At 38.8% G+C, this 17,427-nt stretch carries 18 protein-coding genes; 6 read left to right on the top strand and 12 right to left on the bottom strand.

Annotated features, from left to right (window positions below; translation table 11 throughout):
• Positions 1-559 precede the first annotated feature (559 nt).
• From AC13EX_RS20700 to AC13EX_RS20685, 4 genes are all read right to left on the bottom strand, one after another.
• On the bottom strand, positions 560-784 hold the full coding sequence (locus AC13EX_RS20700; RefSeq protein ID WP_482894156.1) for a hypothetical protein: 225 nt from the start codon (positions 782-784) through the stop codon (positions 560-562).
• 79 nt (positions 785-863) lie between these two features.
• Positions 864-1,514, bottom strand: coding sequence for a hypothetical protein (locus tag AC13EX_RS20695; RefSeq protein WP_482894155.1), 651 nt, complete (start codon positions 1,512-1,514; stop codon positions 864-866).
• Between the two features lie 338 nt (positions 1,515-1,852).
• The gene (locus AC13EX_RS20690) at positions 1,853-2,566 is read right to left on the bottom strand and encodes a CPBP family intramembrane glutamic endopeptidase (RefSeq protein WP_482894154.1); all 714 of its coding nucleotides are present in this window, start codon (positions 2,564-2,566) and stop codon (positions 1,853-1,855) included.
• A 5-nt stretch (positions 2,567-2,571) separates the two neighbouring features.
• Positions 2,572-3,756, bottom strand: a complete 1,185-nt coding sequence (locus tag AC13EX_RS20685) for a serine hydrolase domain-containing protein (protein ID WP_482894153.1) — start codon at positions 3,754-3,756, stop codon at positions 2,572-2,574.
• Between the two features lie 287 nt (positions 3,757-4,043).
• On the opposite strand from AC13EX_RS20685, the gene AC13EX_RS20680 reads away from it, so the two are divergent.
• Entirely contained in the window at positions 4,044-5,120 is a 1,077-nt protein-coding gene (locus AC13EX_RS20680) for a serine hydrolase domain-containing protein (RefSeq protein ID WP_482894152.1), read from the top strand.
• A gap of 71 nt (positions 5,121-5,191) precedes the next feature.
• Here the strand turns inward: AC13EX_RS20680 and AC13EX_RS20675 are convergent, their stop codons facing one another.
• Entirely contained in the window at positions 5,192-5,323 is a 132-nt protein-coding gene (locus AC13EX_RS20675) for a hypothetical protein (protein ID WP_482894151.1), read from the bottom strand.
• Between the two features lie 12 nt (positions 5,324-5,335).
• Between AC13EX_RS20675 and AC13EX_RS20670 the strand changes: the two genes are divergently transcribed.
• Positions 5,336-5,608: a hypothetical protein gene (locus AC13EX_RS20670; RefSeq protein WP_482894150.1), complete on the top strand. Its 273-nt coding sequence runs from the start codon at positions 5,336-5,338 to the stop codon at positions 5,606-5,608.
• A 192-nt stretch (positions 5,609-5,800) separates the two neighbouring features.
• Here AC13EX_RS20670 and AC13EX_RS20665 read toward each other — a convergent pair whose 3' ends face one another.
• Positions 5,801-7,039, bottom strand: a complete 1,239-nt coding sequence (locus AC13EX_RS20665; protein WP_482894149.1) for an alpha/beta hydrolase family protein — start codon at positions 7,037-7,039, stop codon at positions 5,801-5,803.
• A 346-nt stretch (positions 7,040-7,385) separates the two neighbouring features.
• On the opposite strand from AC13EX_RS20665, the gene AC13EX_RS20660 reads away from it, so the two are divergent.
• On the top strand, positions 7,386-8,261 hold the full coding sequence (locus tag AC13EX_RS20660; protein ID WP_482894148.1) for a hypothetical protein: 876 nt from the start codon (positions 7,386-7,388) through the stop codon (positions 8,259-8,261).
• A gap of 600 nt (positions 8,262-8,861) precedes the next feature.
• Here AC13EX_RS20660 and AC13EX_RS20655 read toward each other — a convergent pair.
• Genes AC13EX_RS20655 through AC13EX_RS20640 form a run of 4 tightly spaced genes read right to left on the bottom strand, consistent with a single transcriptional unit; the run spans position 8,862 to position 13,030 of the window.
• Positions 8,862-10,085: a TolC family protein gene (locus tag AC13EX_RS20655; RefSeq protein ID WP_482894147.1), complete on the bottom strand. Its 1,224-nt coding sequence runs from the start codon at positions 10,083-10,085 to the stop codon at positions 8,862-8,864.
• Between the two features lie 3 nt (positions 10,086-10,088).
• Positions 10,089-11,075, bottom strand: a complete 987-nt coding sequence (locus AC13EX_RS20650; RefSeq protein WP_482894146.1) for an HlyD family secretion protein — start codon at positions 11,073-11,075, stop codon at positions 10,089-10,091.
• Positions 11,075-11,746, bottom strand: coding sequence for a DUF4956 domain-containing protein (locus AC13EX_RS20645; protein WP_473343330.1), 672 nt, complete (start codon positions 11,744-11,746; stop codon positions 11,075-11,077). The genes AC13EX_RS20650 and AC13EX_RS20645 overlap by 1 nt, the downstream gene beginning before the upstream one ends.
• Positions 11,747-11,758: 12 nt before the next feature.
• Complete coding sequence (locus AC13EX_RS20640) at positions 11,759-13,030, bottom strand: lamin tail domain-containing protein (RefSeq protein ID WP_482894145.1); 1,272 nt, start codon at positions 13,028-13,030, stop codon at positions 11,759-11,761.
• Between the two features lie 711 nt (positions 13,031-13,741).
• Between AC13EX_RS20640 and AC13EX_RS20635 the strand changes: the two genes are divergently transcribed.
• From AC13EX_RS20635 to AC13EX_RS20625, 3 genes are read left to right on the top strand one after another with little or no spacing between them, the layout of a single operon-like run.
• On the top strand, positions 13,742-14,284 hold the full coding sequence (locus AC13EX_RS20635; RefSeq protein WP_482894144.1) for a hypothetical protein: 543 nt from the start codon (positions 13,742-13,744) through the stop codon (positions 14,282-14,284).
• 4 nt (positions 14,285-14,288) lie between these two features.
• Entirely contained in the window at positions 14,289-14,771 is a 483-nt protein-coding gene (locus tag AC13EX_RS20630; RefSeq protein ID WP_339710878.1) for a helix-turn-helix transcriptional regulator, read from the top strand.
• Positions 14,768-15,223 (top strand): preprotein translocase subunit SecB, encoded by a 456-nt coding sequence (locus tag AC13EX_RS20625; protein WP_048643631.1) that lies wholly within the window; start codon positions 14,768-14,770, stop codon positions 15,221-15,223. The genes AC13EX_RS20630 and AC13EX_RS20625 overlap by 4 nt, the downstream gene beginning before the upstream one ends.
• A 31-nt stretch (positions 15,224-15,254) precedes the next feature.
• Here the strand turns inward: AC13EX_RS20625 and AC13EX_RS20620 are convergent, their stop codons facing one another.
• Together AC13EX_RS20620 and AC13EX_RS20615 are read right to left on the bottom strand one after the other, a co-directional pair.
• Positions 15,255-16,136: a 3'(2'),5'-bisphosphate nucleotidase CysQ family protein gene (locus AC13EX_RS20620; protein WP_482894143.1), complete on the bottom strand. Its 882-nt coding sequence runs from the start codon at positions 16,134-16,136 to the stop codon at positions 15,255-15,257.
• Positions 16,137-17,108 (bottom strand): phosphotransferase, encoded by a 972-nt coding sequence (locus AC13EX_RS20615; protein WP_482894142.1) that lies wholly within the window; start codon positions 17,106-17,108, stop codon positions 16,137-16,139.
• Positions 17,109-17,427 lie beyond the last annotated feature (319 nt).

Genomic DNA, 17,427 nt, shown 5'->3' with positions numbered 1-17,427 from the left:
AATATACCAGAATTTTTTAAAAAGGTCTATTGATAGCTTAGTAAGGACGCTAAACTTTGGTTCAGGAGCGAAGAGTAAGAATTGACCAAACTCAGGGACAAATTTAATCTATTTAACATAATATAAATTATATAACATACAGAGTGATTTTCGGTCAGACGCGCAGCGGATGAATAAAATAACATCAGTTTTAGAATGGAGTTCTATAACTGATGTTATTTTAAAAGAAATCACGGTTAGCTTTTACAATAGTTAGTGATTTGTACGCAATCCTGCAACAATAAGTGCTTCTAATAAATAGCTGCGCAAAGTTTTCCAATAGTCAGGTCAGGCACGCAAACCTTTGCGCAGCTATTTTTAATTTTCTCACCAGTTTTCCTATTGACTTTTGGAAAGTTGCAATCTGAATCTGGAGGTTTATCAGCAGCCTAGCAATGCTCGGTTTTATCTAAAATTAGAGATACTCAGCGATTAGAAATTAACCAGTGCAACTCTCACTCACTAAGCACTTTGTCCAAGCGTTGGTTGATAAGTGAATAATAAATAAAAACCCAGCTAGCTATTTATAGGTCTTCCCTGACATTTTCAAAACATACCGTACCAAACTTATTCCACCGCCTACAGCCATTCCTGTGCTGATCCAAAATGTAAGCTGGCTATTCATGTCTATTTTTAGGATGCCAAGCATGGTGATGCCTATGCTTAAACCAATGGCGATACCAATAGCGGTTCCTATGGCTACTCCTATTGTTGTTCCGATTTGTATATTTCTGTCTGTTGTCATTGGATTACTATTTAATTGATGGATGGATTGTACTTTATTGGTTAAAATTAATCTTTTAGGTCTTTATATTCCTCTGGATCTAAAATTTCATGCCTATGTAGATATTGGGTTCAAAGAGGAAATAATTTCTCCATTTGTCATCCAGGGCCTTAAAATCTTCCGGCGTATTGGTGTCAAATACCCAAAACTGGGAATGTACCTGAGGTTCTATAAAGAAGCGTTTGCTTTTACCAAATCCAATATGATAGCCAAGGTGAAAAGAATTGTACAGCTTAAAGCCATTGTCAATTTTTTCATTGTTCTCATCCAGATAGGTTTTGAACTGAGGCAAAACTTCTACTGTGGCAAACAGTCCTTTCCATAACATGCGCTGATAGCTAAACCCTATGCCGGTTTCTCGCACATGTCCGGGATAAAATTCGCTTCCCGAATCCACCTTGTCCAAAAGCCCGTCCCACCACAATATGCCCATAGGTTGAAACAATCTCCAGCTGGCTAGCTTTAGGCCAATGATGTTTTTGTTGTCTAAGTTGCGTTTAACATGAAGTTCTATATGTTGCGTATGAGTTTGATCGGTCCAGGAATCCTGTACCAATTGAGGTAAAATAATTCCGGGAAGACTTACCCGATATTTATATTTTACTGCGGATCCTATGGCTTTTTCATTGTTGGTCTGAGCAAAGCTGGTAAAAATTTGAAAGCTGAAAACGAGAATAAGTAACTTTTTCATGATTAAGATGGTTAAATTTTTGAATATTTTTTTTTTTGATTATCAGTGGACATTTGTGCCTATTGACAGTTCAAAATTGTTAAAGAAAACAAGGTCAATCGTCCTGATATGAAATTCTGGACGCTTTGGTGAATTTCCGTACTTTTAAATCCGGATTATGTAATAGGATTTGTGATGAGTGTTGCAATCGCAAGAAAATCAGTCTGTTTGAAGATTTTAGCATAGCACCACTATGGTGAAATTGAAAACAGCAATGATTGGGTATTTTGAAGCGATTTCAACACGTAATAGATTGTCTATTGCATATTTCGGGTTAATACTATGCTTCGGATTTGACTTTATCCAATAGAGAACAAAGCCGTAATAATGATGATATCCTGCAAAAAATGGATTAGCCAGGCCCAAAAGATGCCTTTAGTCTCAAGCATGGATTTGGCCAGAAACCAACCAAGAAACCCAGAGACAATGGCTCCTGTAAAACCTCCCGGTGTGCCAAAATAATGCACTGATCCAAACAGCAATCCGGAGACAATGGCGATTTTTCCATCCTCATAGACTCCTTTTAAGGCGACAATTACCCCTACTCTACAGATACTTTCTTCCACAAATGAATTCACCAATGCTACCAATATGGACAAAGGAAGTACTTCAACAATTCCTACTAATGAGGGGGTTGACTTCTCCCCGAAAAGCTGGAAATAGATCACAATTATAGTTACCAAGGAAATGACCACAGCCCATTCTATTCCGGCTTTTTTCCAGGTTTCATCCGGCTTTGGCTTGATTCCGAAATATGGAGCTGGTTGGAATCTTTTATTCGAATCTCCCTTTTGGAAATAAGTTTTGAATACCTTTTTCCTTGAGTAGCTATAGACCATCAGCATCACCACAGCGAGCAAGAGTGTCACCAATTGATAGCTTAGCTGCTGGTTGATAATTGGGGAAAAATTTTGCAATAATTCAATCCCTCGCAGATGAAAGGCAATGGTTGGTAAGGCCAAAGTGGCCAGGATGGTTTGAAGCAATAACCAATAGTTTTTCGCGTGTTTCATAGATTTTAGGTGTTAATTTCCATGAATAAGACTTTGATATATAGCGGATTAACGCTTTTACATTCCATTAAAACTTTTACCATCAACATTACCGCATCTTTTGAAGCCTCCAATTGATTGAGGGTACCCACCAAATACATATTCAGATCCGGACAATAATACATTGATGTACCATTCATTCCTGAGTGTCCGATGACCTCCCAATTGGGTAAGATGGGAAAGAGTTGTTTAAAGGAAATTTTCCGTAAACCATAGCCATAGGTCATGCCTTTGGTTTCTTTGACCCACTTTTGCATCTCTTTAAAAGTTTCGGCAGAGAGCAAATCTCCTTCTCTTAGGGCTATTTGAAAACGGATCAAATCTTTACCTGTAGAAACAATGGCACCGCCGGCCCAATCTGCACTTAAACTTTTAATAGTGCTAATTTCGTGTGTTCCGGCATACATTTCAGCCATCTGCGTGGTAGGTTGAATGGGTTTAGACCTTAAATTGAGGTAGGTATGATCCATCTGTAGGGGTGTAAAAATATGCTTAAGGAAAAACTCGTGAAGCTTCATTGCTCCTATTTTTTCAATAATTAAACCCAGTAAAACGTATTCTGTATCAGTGTAATTATAGTCAGTGCCCGGAGCAAAAGTAGGTTTAAAATGGTCCTTTGAAAAGCCAACTAATTCTTCCGGTTCCCAAAAGCGGTTGGGCTCAGTTAAAATCAAATCAAGTATGCTCGGTGAACCGTCTATGGGGTCCTCAAGATAATCGGGAATTCCGGAGGTATGTTGCAGCAAATGCGAAACCTTGATTGAATTCCCATAATCTACTCCGTCCATAATATGCAAACCTTTCATTAATTCAGGAGATAAATATTTCGCTATTGGATCTTCAAAGCTAATTTTTCCTTGATCTACCAGTATCCCGATGGCAGTTGCCGTAAAGGTTTTGCCAATGCTGGCTGTATAAAAAGGGTTTTGAATGCTCACTTCCCTCCCATCCTTAAATGTTCCTTTGGCCACATGCCATTCAAAATCATCTGTAGGAGAATAAAGGGAGAGGAAAACATTGTGTACATTTTTCTTTTTCAATTCCTTTTCCAATAATCGGTCAATCCTTTGAATTACCTTGTCCTGATTTTCTTGTGCCAGCAAGGCAATGGCACTTGTCAAGTAAATAAGTATTGTAGCTAACTTTTTCATTTTCTTTTGATTTTGTACGCTACAAAGGTCTTCTCCACTTGAGGGAATATCGTTCTGAATGTCTCTTCCGGTGAAATCCCGCACTTATTCAGCCTTAATAATTGAAAATAATTACTAAAATTCTTGTTGAGGGCTCTAACATTCTTTTTTGACATCATTGAAGCCCTGAAATAGTCCTGAATTTCATAAGCCGGTCCCATTATACATTTTGAGACGATCGTAACACCCCTTCCGGCTAATTTTGAATCATCTTAAAACTTTGAAAACAAAACGAAATGACAATGCTAATGGGAAAATTAAAAGTAATGCTGGCAATGGCCTTCTTGATAAGTTTAGCTTCTTGTATTGAGGAGGATGGTAACACTCCTACCGATGCTAATTCTGAATATGATTCTGCGGAAGCCTATTTGGAAGAATTAGGATTTACGGGAAGTGTATTGATCAGCAAAGGAGATGAATATTTATTGAAAAGGGGATTTGGCATGGCTGATCAATCCTATAATATCCCAAATGATCCCGAGCTTATCTACCGCATAGGCTCTATTACCAAATCCTTTACCGCCGCAGCGGTGGTAAAGCTCAAAAGGGATGGCTATATCAATAGTTTGGATCAACCTTTAAGTGATTTTGCAGCGGATATCCCTTATGGAGACCAAATAACAATCAAACATCTTATGAATCATCAGTCCGGTATTCCTGATTATGTGGGGCCGGTTGAGGACTATGCTGAAGAAAACAATTACCACTTTGACCCCGAGGAAATTTTTGAGATCATCATTGAATCCATTGAAGAGGATGGCTTGGACTTTACCCCAGGTGAATTCTTCGCTTACTCCAACTCCAACTATTTGATTCTGGGTCTACTTATAGAAGAACTTACAGACCTGTCTTACCAGGAGTATTTGAACCAAAATATTTATATGCCACTTAATTTAAACCATACGGGCAAAGGTCCTGATACCATAAGTGGAGAAGAAAGGGCCAAAGGCTATGACAATGGGCAGGAAGTAGGTCCATATCAAATGCAGATTGCCTACAGTGCAGGAGAGATAGAAAGCAATATTGAGGACCTTGAAAAATGGGGAAAAGCATTGCTTTCCGATTTTTTTACCCAAGGTGAAAAGGAATTAATATTTGCTCCGCCACTGGAGCAAAACGATATCAATGTCCCCGGGGCTGGATTTTTTACCCTAAAAATTAATGATCAGGTCATTTATCACCATGGAGGAGACATCGCCGGGTTTACCAGTCTGTTGGTATTGATACCGGAGTCTGAGGGATTGATTATCCTGCTTAGCAATGAACAAGATAAAAGCGAAGAACGCTACCAAATCATGGAGGCCATTATCAAAAATGAATTTTAATCCGGAGGATGTAATAGGATTTACTAAACCATACCAAAATTAAAGAGGTACTTAGGGTAACCTCTTTAATTTTACTCCAAAAATAAATTCTCGTTTATCTCTTTATGGTTTTTTAAGTTAACCCGATGAAAATCAAAAAAGCCTTTGTTTCCTCCAAACCACTCTAGAACTTCGGCTTTATCCAATTTCGTATTCTTCTCCATTTCGCAATATGATTGGTAAGTAGCATATGGATAATTTTCCTCATAGGCTTTGTTTCCAGGTTAAAAGGTCCTAAACTTTCCAATACCATAGTCATTAAAGCATCACTATCGGGAGTAGTGCAGTGGCCTGCCAGAGAACGAGGCAGCGACCAGCCTTGCAGGGAGGAGATTTCTGCTGGCTTGATTTTTCTTTGCTTTGTTTCTTTTTATCTAACCTGCCCTGAAGTAAAGCAACTCAGGGGAAAAAGAAATGAAGAGGCTAAAAGATCTTTTGCCGAACAATAGCAAAATTTTCACCTTCCAATTAAGTTAGCCCAATTTTATTTAACTTATTGTAATATTCAGGTTGATGGTTATTAAAGTAATCCAATCAAACTTAATTGATCCGCTAAGGTGTTCAGGGAGTACTTGATGAGAAAACGAGTCAAAAAAATCAAGGCGGTCAAACCTTATTTATTATGAGGGGTTTACTAAAACCTAATGCCAACCCTTCACCTCACTACTCCTCCGATTTCCCGACTCATCTACCCAATAGATATACCAAAGTTTGGCATCTGAAGGTACAGTGACCTTGCCTTTCGCTTTATCAAGTGGTATCAAATCCCATTTTCTTTCAGGACTACGTTTGGTATCGGCAGTGTAAGCCAGGTAAACCTCTTCCGAAGCATGGGAAATGGAATACTTCGCCTTATCCCCTTTTTCCTTTAATTTAATTGAACTAATAAATTTGGACTTGTTTTCTAATGTAGTACTGATAAATCGGTAAATCTCACCGGGTGCTGCGCCATGAAGGTGGCTGTGTTTCATTTCATGGATTAGCGTAAACTGTGTATGCTTGGCCAGATTGGCTGTTTTTTGCCAGTTTTCAACGAAATAAGCAAAATCATTGGTGCCGTTAACAAATAGCATAGATGCTGCTGCATTTCCCACATAACTGGAAGGGTCCCAAAGTTTTACCCAACGTTCGGTTTCAGCGACCCCAAGGGAATCAAATTGTTTGTCCCAGGCACTGCCTTCTTGTAAAAAGCCACAGCCATATACAGGCACTGCCGCAGCAAAGCGCTGGTCCACTCCTGCTACCAGATTAGTCAGGTACCCACCCCAACTAATACCTGTAATGGCTGTCCTTTTGGAATCTACATCAGGAAAAGACCGGATAAGAGAATGTGCGCGGATAATATTGGATACTGAATGGTATTGCCATTGTTCCGTAAAATCTTCACCTAGCTTATAAAACTTGTAAACGTCGTTCTGTTTGGGGCCGCCAGTTTCCATGGGGCTGCGCTTCGAACCCCATGGATTGTCTTGTTGATCTGTGGGCAAAGGCTGGTCTCCACCAAGATCCATGGCGATGGCCGCATAGCCTCTTTCAGCCCATTCCAGTGCCCAAATTCGAAAAGCCGTTCCTCCCCCACCGTGCACCAGTACAATTCCCGGAAAGTCCCCAGATCCTACATTCTCCGCTTCAATTGTAGCCGGACTGGCATAGTAAGCAAATACTTGGGTCACCTGGCCTTCATATTCCTCACCGGTATAGGTCAAGGACCAAACAGAATCCGATTGGTCCAACCATTCAAAGTCGGGCGCTTGGGATAATACCTTTAAATCCCAGGGAATTTCTCCCTCCAGTGCCGGAGGCAGAGAAAGTCCCGTTTGTGCCATAACAAGCCCTTGTAAAAAAATTAGCGCTAACCCTATTAAAATAGTTTTTTTCATGCCGATGGTTTTTGGAATATTTTGTTCCAAAATAAGAATAATATTGCTGAAATCATGAAGAACCTAAATTCCGCACCCTATTTATTTAATTAATTAGTTTTTATAGCGATAAAACCTTCCAGGTTTAAATTGCCGAATTTTAACATCAGACTGATTTTCAACAAAACCTGGAAGGTTTGTGGATTTAAGGAAGAATTATTATGGGTTTTTCCACTCCTACAAAGTTTAATTTTAAAATATTAACCAATGATAAATAGAAAGATTTTTTCGTTTTCATTCAAAACGATATCTTTAGAAAAGGAACAGCGATGAAGAATTGATTGAATTAAGTAAACATTGAAATAACATGGCGATTTTTAGACAATTCACAGCGAATAGCATTTCTATGAAACCCTACCCTTTCTGGAAGGAATTGGCTATGGAGGCTTATTTTTTGGAGAATGAGGATATTTTAAAGTTGGATGAGCAAAATTTCTCAGAAGTAGAAGTCTTGGATGCAGAAATAGCTTTAAAAAGTGGAAGAAAAACAGGAGACGGACGAATAGATATTCTTGCTAAATACGGTGGAGAGTATTTGGGAATTGTGGAAATCAAATTGAATGAAATCGATGAGTTAAGTCTTAATCAACTTGAAGATTACCTTTCGGTTCGTGCCCAGATATTGAATTTGGGAGAATACTGGCAGGAAGATGCAGAACCAAAATGGGTTGGGCTTCTTGTGGGATCTTCTATAAGTGCCGGGCTACAGGAGCGTTTATCCCAAGGTTATCAATTTCATAGAATCCCAATAGCTGGAATGACAGTTAAGCGATTTCGCAGTGAAAAAAATGAGGTTTTTGTGATTTCAGATACCTATTTCAATTTTTCTTACTCTAACAAGGATTTTTCAAAATTCATTTTCAACGGAAAAGAATATAATAAAGGCAGGCTTGTGAATGCAGTGGTTAGAGCGCATGTAGAAAGGAATCCTAAAATCACTTATTCAGAATTAAAACATGATTTCCCTGATTATATTCAAGGAAGCTTCGGAGTAGTGGATTTGACGAGTAATGCTGAAGATATATATCAACGTTGGGGGCATAAGAGACATTATATTAAGGAAGATGAGGTGATCCAGCTTCAGGATCAGGCTATTTCAACCTGTAACCAATGGCATCTTGAAAATATCAAGTCATTCATAAAACAGGCCGAGAAATTAGAATGGAGGATAGAGTTAAAATAAGTTATCTCGGAGTCTAAAATTTCGATAAGTGATTTTGTCAGTATTGTTGCAGAAAAAAATGGCAACAATACCGCCAAAATCGTGTTGTTCTCATTGTTTTACCATGGCCTGACGGCCATGGCTATAAATATTTCACCCCTTTAGGGTGTTTTGGATTTAAAAGCTTCACAATTATCATCATCATAGGGAATTAAATTAAACTATAAAGAATTAGATGGAATTCTAAGACATTGGGAAAAATGTAACGTAAGACAGCTAACTTGAATTTACTATATTTTTTTTCCGGCCTTATGCAAATTAGTAAAATGGATTGCTCAATGGCGTTAAGAACAAAAAAACTGTCTGACGCCTTTTCGGCGGAGTTTTTTTTTGTTTAGCCAGTGAGTATTCATTTTGCGTTAAGATTTACATACAGCCTTGACTTTTTTGGTTCGTTTTTGTGTCAAGACAAAAATGAACAAGAAGAGATAAGGATAACCAGTAGCTTAAACTTTTAAAGCATATTAGGCGGTTAATTTATACCTATTATTTTATGAGTTAGATGAAATTCTAAGACATGCGCAATACCTATTATCCTACAATCTTTCCCCAATTAAACCTCTAATACAACCCCGCCCTAAGGTAATTTGTAAAAGGTTGTTGTTGCAATAGCTCTGAATACGAGAGATAATCAATATAGGCCATGTAGATTTCCTTTTTTATGCGGGCAACCATACTTTTTGATTTGATCAAACTTCCTCTTAGTTTGATCATGGTAATGGGATTACTGTCTTCTATTTTTTGAAGATTGGAGGCTAGCGCTGGAATATTTAAACTGTCCAAGCGATTTTGTAAGTTATTGTAGCGTATGGATAAGTTTTGCAAATTTTTCTTTACCATTTCCACCCCAACTTGTTGTTCAGTTTTTGCTACCAATAGATCGTTTTCTGCCTCTATGATTTCCAGCTTTCTTTTGGTCATATTGTCTTTATTGGGATTGGTAATAGGAATGGCTATCCCAACCCCTATACTCCATGGCTTTCTTTCCTGTTCTATGCGGTAGCCCTGGTACTGGGCTTTTACATAGCCTATGTTGATATTTGATTTGTCTAGTTTCCATTCCGATAAGGCCAAATCAATTTTCTTCTGTCGATAGGCCAATTCGCCTACTCTACTAAAGATGGGTTTGCTGCTAACCAAATACTGAATTTGCTCAATGGGGATTAACTCACTGAGTGTCCAGGAAATAGTCTGATTTCTAGCCAAAGGATACAGTGCTTCGATATTGCTTCGCTGTGCATCTTCTCCAAAGGTTAACTCTTCTAACTCCACCATTTTTTCTATCTGCTCAATTTTTAGATCCGCATAATCATTGGCATCAAAATAACTCGAAAACTTCTGAGCTGCTAAAATATCAATTGAGGTTTTTATTATTTCTTGTTCTTCCTTTTTTAACTTTTTTAATTCGTCCAGGTAGGCCCAATTGATGATCGTTTCATAATGGATCTTCATGACTTCTTTTAATTCACGCTGCCGATCCAGTTGTAATAGCTGCTGGTAATTTTTAAAATATTCGTTGTTGCGTTTCACTTCCCAGGGGTTGGCAGGGTTTAACCTTACGGTATAATCCTGACGGTCATTGTCGAGCTGATTGCTTTCGGTGCGAAACTCCAGGCCACGAATTAAGGAGAGTTTATAAGGGTTTTCGTCCAAAAAATCATCCTGGGTGTCAAATACCTTCACGGCAGATGACTGTAAGGCCGATTGTAGAAAATCTTCCATGGTCAACTGGGCATAGCCCATAAAAGGCAAGAACAGGAAACAACTAATAATTAATATCCGCATGGCTTATCGTATCAAAACTTTTTCCCCATTAGAAAATGTGTTTTCAGCAGGGATCTCAATAAACACTTGTTGGCCAAAGGCTTGATTGGCCGTAGACTTTTGCAGGATTTCAGGCAATTTACTGACCGAACCATAGCCAATTATCTCCCCCTGAACGGAGTTTCTAAGCTGGTCATAAGAGGAGACGCCGACGATTTTCCCAATATTAAACTGAGTGGATTTCTTTCCTATAAGGTAAGCTACTACGGTGGTCGGATGTAAGGGATTTATCTCCAATAGAGAGCTAAAGGACTCCACTTGTTCTCCAGCTTTTACATAAACATTTTTTACTACCCCAGAAGCAGTAGCATATTTATTCAAGTTGCTCTTTTGGGTTTCTAACAGCTTCAATTCACTTTCCCAAAGGTTAATTTGATTTTCAAGCAACTGCAACTCGGTGGTGCTTTCCTGCTTTACATCCTCAATTTTAATGTTTAAAGCTTCGATATGCTTTTGCTTTTGTTGTTGCAGTGACCTAATTCTGAAAGCCATGGGAGAACTGGCATCAGCCGATGCTTCAATGGAAAATTCTTTTGTAATTCCTTCATTCATCTTCATCTCACTTTCCATTTCAAGAATCTTTGCATCAAGCTCTTCGATATCGATTCCCACCTGGGCTTTGATATAGGATATCTCAGCATTGACAAGCTTTGCTTTTTCCGCTCGTTCTGATTTACGAATGGTTATCTGGTTCCTGAGTTTGGTGATGTCAATTTCCAATTCATCGCTGGTAAGTTCCACCAAAAGCTCTCCAGCCTTCACCTCCATCCCAGGTACAATGTGAATGGCCTTCACCAAAGCTGCTTTTTCTATTTTTACCTTGTATTCAGCCGTTTGGGCGATTCCGACGGAGGACTCCCCGCTCCCTTTAAAATACCTTCCACTGATAAACAACATCGCAACCAGCATTATTGCTATCAATACATAAAACCAATTCAAATTTTTAGCCATTAGTCTGGAAGGTTTTCGTTAGAAGACAACTTAATTTGTGATATACCTTCGATTGCTTTGATGTCATTAATGAAATCATCTTTTAATACACCATTATTTAAGGTTATTGCATATTGATACCGGGTTGCCATTTCTTTATTGACTTGTATGGTCAACATGCGAAAGCCCTGACAATGGTTTTCAAAAAGCCCGGTAATGCTTTTGAGCTTATCGCTATCCTCTATGGTAAAATGCAATTGATTGTGGTACTTGAAACTTCGGAAGGGTGAGGCGTGAAGCAGTAAAGCCACCAGGCAAAAAAGAATAGCCCCAACAAAAGAGATGGTGAAGCCATAAACCCCAATGGCCAAACCGGTACTTAAAGCAGCGAACAGGAACAATACATCCCTTGGATCATCGATGCGGGTACGAAAGCGAATGATGGCCATCGCGCCAAAAACCCCTAAGCCTCGGGCCAGACTGTCTCCTATTGCCATCATCACCAAAGAGGTTACGAGGGCTCCTAAAATCAATGACTGGAAAAAGTTTTTAGGATAAACATCACCCGTAAATGTGAGTTTATGGGTGATAGCGATCAAGGAAGACAAGACAAATGCCCATATAAAAGAGTAGGTAATGTTTACCAATTGTGGGTATTCATAAACCGGTTGATCAGGAAATAATTCAAACATATTTTCAGTTGATTAATTATTGGTTTGGCCAGGTGTCGGGTTTTCCATTGCTGCCCAAGTAGTACCACCATCTATGGTTCTTCCCCAGGATATATCTTTTTCCTGGGCCTCGAAAGTATAGGTATCTATGGTTCGTCCATCGATATAGAATAAGCCAATGTCTTCCCCATCTGCACTCAAACTGAAATTAAGATGCAGCACACCTTCATCGGTTGATCCATCGGCCCAAAGCACCAGGTATCCACCAGCGGGAATAGTGGTGGCATCAGCATCATCAGAGGAAATTTTATCCGCAAATGGGTGCTCTTTATTGTCTGAAAGATACATTCCTGCAATGTTTACAGCAGTAGTTCCAGTATTGTGAATTTCTATCCAATCGTCAAACTCTTCTTCCCCACTATCGGTATCTGGACAGCAAGTGGTATTGCTGGCCATAAACTCGTTGATGACGAGTTGTGGTAAAGGATCTGTATTTAATAAGTAGTCTTCCAAGTTTTCCGGTGCAGTTGCTGGCTTAAAGGTCGAAAGCCCATTGCTACCCACTGCTTCAACATAATAGGCCACCGTTCCTACAGTACTCATTCCTGGGATAGTTCCGGTATAAGCAGTTCCACTTTTGTACGACATGGTAACTTCTGAAAAGGCACCACCATTGAATTGGTAAAACAAGCTTACGGAGGCAACACCAGCAGTTGAAATCAGTTCGGCGGTTACAATTACCTCCTCATTCAGTGCCGGAACGGAGGGAGTACGTGATAGGGAATTAATGGCAGGAGCGCTATCGTCCCCATTGGACTCCCCTTGGGAGGTAGTACCAGTAATTTCCCAAAAATCGGAACCGTCAGGAAATCTTGAGTAGGACTGTCCATTGTCAAGGTTTGGGTAGGCAATATTGTCGATAAGTGTACCAGCTGCGCTCTCCAATGAAATGACTTCCCCATCTCCCGACAGTTTAAAATTGGTATTAAGTCCTGATCCTAAATCATTGCAAAGCAGCACGAGAAAGCCAGAACCGGGAATGGTAGTACCAGCAGGAAGGCTGTAAGCATTGCTTTCATCGGAAATGACATAGCCCCCTATATCCTGACTGCTTGCTAATGCATTGTACAGTTCGATCCAATCTTCACCGGAAGCAAATATTTCATTGATAAAAATACCTTTAGCTTGGGGGACTATTTCTTCCTCTTCCTCACATGCAGCGGTAAATAGCAGGCCAAATAAGAGACATGAAAAAGGATTGAAATTCCTTTTTCTAAAGGGTGCAAATTTTCTAAATAGTGCCATAAAATGCTTTTTTCAATATCAGGTGATTAAGAGAACAACCTATTGTCTCAATTTTAAGATTAGACGAGATACCGCTATAAATCCCTCGCTGTAGATCAAAAATAATTTCAATTATTAGGTTGAAGGGTGTGTTTATGAACCATTCTGGTTTCTTTTTGATTAACCATTTTAGGTTATATGTGTTAGTATTCTGATACTTGGGGGTAATAATTGATAGGTGATCCTGATTGGAAAAAAAACTAAAATTATTCACCTATTTCCTTAAAAATATGAGAAGTTAGGATTTACTTAATACCAAGGAATTTTATTTTTGTGTAATAAATCACCTATCGTATTTACAGAAGATCATTCTTTGAATTTTAGAAATTACAGCTTATTACTTCACTGTATTCATCTAAAAATTAAGTTTTCTTACTCAAAAGATTTTTTCGTTTTCAATCAAAACGATATATTTAGAAAAGGAATTGTACCTGAAATTTTTCTTATGAATAAAAGGCCGAGTTAAAGAGGTTTTTGTACCCTGACTATCGTGAAAGGGTGATTAAAATATTCAATACAAATTTCGCCACTAAGTGTTTTAAAATTTAAATCCATCCTAATAAAAAATTAAAATTCAAATATCAATAATAAGTATTGGCAATACAACTCATGTAGTTGCTATCAAATTATTTGATAAAATTGAACCAAATTGTAAACCTTAAGGTTGACACTATGAGAATTGTTAGTATATTTGAGCATAGAAAGAATTGTCTCTACGCAGTATTGTATGAAGACAACGACTTTGATGCGCTGGAAATACTACAGGAACAATGGTCTGATCCAGAGGAATTACGAAAAGTATTCAAACAATTTAATAAGGATTATGAAGCCTTTTATGGTAAAACAAAAATTAGCCTAATCGTAGAAAAAGCAATTGAGGATGCTGACCTTCTATTTGAAAAGTTATTTGAATTGGCCGAAGATGAATCAGGAAAAAATCTAAACGAATTTTTCAAACCCCTTTACAATAAGGAAGCTGGGAATCTATATGATTTACAGCAACTAAAAGGGTATGGAATGCTTTGGAATTCATTTTTGAGGATTTATGCCATTCGATATGGGAAATCTTATGTGATTACAGGTGGTGCCATTAAGTTGACCGAAAAAATGAATGATAGGTCTCATACTAAAACCGAGTTATATAAATTGAATTTGGTGAGAGACTACCTAAAAGAATTTGGAGAAGAAGCAGAGTTCGTTTTTTTAGATATATAAAGTTATGAACAAGACAGAAGAAAAATTAAAATCCCAGGCAGCTAAAAGCCCTGCTTCCAACTGGAAGGAGAAAGTTGCTTTTAGAAAAGAAAATAAAGCTTGGCTCAAGAAGTCAACAAGGGTTGCATTGCGTGTGTTAGATGCGCTGGAGGAAAAAGGGTGGAGCCAATCTGATTTGGCAAGAGAATTGGGAGTTACCAGACAGCAAGTAAGCAAACTAGTAAAAGGGCAAAGTGATTTTAAACTTTCTACTGTTTCCCAGTTGGAGAAAGTTTTAAATATCCAATTACAAGTGATATTATTGGATAATGAGGAAGTGATGACAGAGGAATTGATTCAAGAAAGACTTAACGAAGAAATTATTGATTATCATCGTAAATGGGCCTATACCCAACAATATTTAAAATTAAAAAATAAAAGTACCAATCCTCAAGTGGTGATGGCTATAGATGTACCCTTAGAGAAAGATTTCCCAATGGCAGGATGAAAGCAAAATTTTCACCATTACAATTACTGGACTTCAAGCTTTTGGAGTCACACTTTGAATTTCTTGCACCTGAATCTAGTGATATTGACCACAAAAAATTGTTTTTTTCATATCCTGTTGAAATAGATTTTGATATAAATTCTACAGAGGATAATAAAGAAATCCAGTTGATTACCAGAATTAAAGTAAATGCAGACGAGGAGTATAAACTCCGGGGCTATAAAATTTTAGTAGAAGGTGGTGGAACTTTTAGCATTAACGAATCCGAGAAAATGGATGAAGGATTGAAGACTAATTTATTGAAGTTTTCTCCCTTGAACATGATGATTAATAATCTTCGAAATATAATGTATCAAATTACTAACTTAGGGCCGCTGGGTGGGTATTTATTGCCTCCAATAGATATATCGAAACTACTTCAGGACAAAATTGAAGAGCAGGAAGCCAATTAAGTCATCCGTTTGGGTTTTGATAAAATTTCAGTCAAACCAATTTCCGATTCATCTCAATAATCATCTCCCTAATCCTTATATCCGACGCATAAACCACTCCCTGCTGATTCATAAAGGTAGTTTCAGGAGAATTTAGGTGTAAATTTTCTCTTTTACCATTGGTTACAGGAAATGCCAATTCTTCAAAAATCAACCGTGTGGCTGCAAAATCCCAAATGCTGCCCCCTCCTTTTTCCTTTCTTGGGAATTTAAAATAGCAGGCATTACTATGGGACAAAACGGACATGGCATTCCGCACTGCTCCATAACCAACATGGTAAAACACATTGGTATAATTCTGACCTTCTGCCCATTGTTGTGTCCTGTCTTTTAGTTCTTTAAAATAACTCGCGCCCTGCATGCTTCTGTCCATGTAGACATGTAATGAATCATCATCGGCAGGGTTGGTAAGGCTAAAAGATTCACCATTTAGAGAAATGCCTTCCCCTTTGACAGCACTGTAACATAAATCCTCATCAGGTATATAGACAGCTCCGACCACAGGATCTCCAGATCGAGAAATAAGGGCAATGGAAACCGCATAACCCGGACGCTGCTCGGTAAAAGGCAAAGTGCCATCCAAGGGGTCAATGCACCAGAAATAATCATTAATTAAGCGGGATTCATCATCTGCAGCTTCCTCTGTGAGTAAACCCAGATCATGCTTGGCTATACTGGGAGCCAAATGTTTTAATATAATGGCCTGGGCCTTGAAATCAACTTCGGTCACTACCTGAGAAGCCTTGGAATACCCTCCCTTCTTTCTTTGTTGACTGTAAGCTTGATCTACCTGGGATTGAATCAATTTCCCGGCTTCTATGCTTGCGTTTATGGCGCTTTGGCAAAGTGTGGTTAGGCTGTTTTTGTTGAGCATTTATACGTAATTTAATTCTTTCAATACGGACTGAGTAAGTCTCTTGCTGTACCCATGCATCTTCCAGTGACCATCACTCCATCCATCGAGGAAGCGGTAAAGGTCCGCCCATGCATATTTATAAAGTGCCGACCATTCTTGTTTAACCAATTGGAAATCAATTGGGTTAGCCATCGCTAATTCAAGTTCATTAAAATAATGTCTTAACAGCTCCTCCTCGTAGTGTTGGCAGTCTTCCTCTGCAAAACAACTGCTAATAAAGTAAGCTACATCCTTTATGCCACATCCTCTGCCCACATATTGAAAATCCACAGCTGCCACCTGATTTTCGGAACCAAAACAGAAATTCGCCACCTTGGCATCTCCGTGTAACAAGGTCTGAAACTTGGCTTCATTAAGCCTCCGATCAATGGCTGAAGCCATCTGCTTTAGGGATTTGTTTTTCATTTTTGCCAACTCATCTGGCCTTGTATCCAGGTACCAATAACTGCCTATTTCCCAAAGTCCATTTGATTGAACCTGCATAAATTTCCCATGGAAATGTGCCAGCCAGGTCAAGCAATTTTTGGCAGCCGAAATTGAAACGGTTTCTGGCGTTAGTCGGATAGGAAAACCTGAAACATTGAGGTCTTCCATTATAAGCAATCGCATGCTTCCTTCAGCTTCCGCATGTAGCAGTTGTGGCACACGGCAATTCGGATTGGTTAAAGGAGCATAATGTTGGTACCAGTAACTTTCCACTGCATAGGATCTGACTTTTCGCTGATGGGACAAATCCGTATTCCACCCTCTGGGATGCTTGCCGGATTCGGGAAGTAAAATATGCTTCACAATAACGGACCTGTGCTTCCCTCCTTCTAATGTATAGCGTTTAATGGTGCCATAACCACTCCATAAGGTTTGCACATGTGCAGCATTTTCAATGGCTTTGGCTTCTGTACATTGGAGGATTTGGTATTCGATTGAAGGCATGGACTGTATAGGATTTTAAATTTATGGAGTTGTTGTACTTTTGAAAAATGAGCGAGCTGTCTTCTACTAGATTAACATAGGCTATGGAAAACCAAATTACCGAAATTTTCTTCTTATAGGCGAATTCTGTTTGGAATTATACATGTCTGGTATATTCTCTTCATACGGACACAAATCCCTCCTTTAAGGAGGAAAAAGGGATTTTCGTAAATGGCTATCTTATGCTTATTTCCTATTATTCATCGGGCTGATAAAGTTAGCAAGTAGACCGCATCCGCTAAATATAACGTGCACAAATCCCCCTTAAGGGGGCAGGGGG

Source organism: Cyclobacterium sp. L-R, from assembly GCF_056859355.1.
This window is presented reverse-complemented; position numbering and strand designations above follow the sequence as displayed.

Excerpts from the sequence above, each read along its gene's own strand:
- AC13EX_RS20700 (WP_482894156.1), bottom strand. The coding sequence starts at position 784 with ATGACAACAGACAGAAATATACAAATCGGAACAACAATAGGAGTAGCC.
- AC13EX_RS20695 (WP_482894155.1), bottom strand. The coding sequence starts at position 1,514 with ATGAAAAAGTTACTTATTCTCGTTTTCAGCTTTCAAATTTTTACCAGC.
- AC13EX_RS20690 (WP_482894154.1), bottom strand. The coding sequence starts at position 2,566 with ATGAAACACGCGAAAAACTATTGGTTATTGCTTCAAACCATCCTGGCC.
- AC13EX_RS20685 (WP_482894153.1), bottom strand. The coding sequence starts at position 3,756 with ATGAAAAAGTTAGCTACAATACTTATTTACTTGACAAGTGCCATTGCC.
- AC13EX_RS20680 (WP_482894152.1), top strand. The coding sequence starts at position 4,044 with ATGGGAAAATTAAAAGTAATGCTGGCAATGGCCTTCTTGATAAGTTTA.
- AC13EX_RS20675 (WP_482894151.1), bottom strand. The coding sequence starts at position 5,323 with ATGGAGAAGAATACGAAATTGGATAAAGCCGAAGTTCTAGAGTGGTTT.
- AC13EX_RS20665 (WP_482894149.1), bottom strand. The coding sequence starts at position 7,039 with ATGAAAAAAACTATTTTAATAGGGTTAGCGCTAATTTTTTTACAAGGG.
- AC13EX_RS20660 (WP_482894148.1), top strand. The coding sequence starts at position 7,386 with ATGGCGATTTTTAGACAATTCACAGCGAATAGCATTTCTATGAAACCC.
- AC13EX_RS20655 (WP_482894147.1), bottom strand. The coding sequence starts at position 10,085 with ATGCGGATATTAATTATTAGTTGTTTCCTGTTCTTGCCTTTTATGGGC.
- AC13EX_RS20650 (WP_482894146.1), bottom strand. The coding sequence starts at position 11,075 with ATGGCTAAAAATTTGAATTGGTTTTATGTATTGATAGCAATAATGCTG.
- AC13EX_RS20645 (WP_473343330.1), bottom strand. The coding sequence starts at position 11,746 with ATGTTTGAATTATTTCCTGATCAACCGGTTTATGAATACCCACAATTG.
- AC13EX_RS20640 (WP_482894145.1), bottom strand. The coding sequence starts at position 13,030 with ATGGCACTATTTAGAAAATTTGCACCCTTTAGAAAAAGGAATTTCAAT.
- AC13EX_RS20635 (WP_482894144.1), top strand. The coding sequence starts at position 13,742 with ATGAGAATTGTTAGTATATTTGAGCATAGAAAGAATTGTCTCTACGCA.
- AC13EX_RS20630 (WP_339710878.1), top strand. The coding sequence starts at position 14,289 with ATGAACAAGACAGAAGAAAAATTAAAATCCCAGGCAGCTAAAAGCCCT.
- AC13EX_RS20625 (WP_048643631.1), top strand. The coding sequence starts at position 14,768 with ATGAAAGCAAAATTTTCACCATTACAATTACTGGACTTCAAGCTTTTG.
- AC13EX_RS20620 (WP_482894143.1), bottom strand. The coding sequence starts at position 16,136 with ATGCTCAACAAAAACAGCCTAACCACACTTTGCCAAAGCGCCATAAAC.
- AC13EX_RS20615 (WP_482894142.1), bottom strand. The coding sequence starts at position 17,108 with ATGCCTTCAATCGAATACCAAATCCTCCAATGTACAGAAGCCAAAGCC.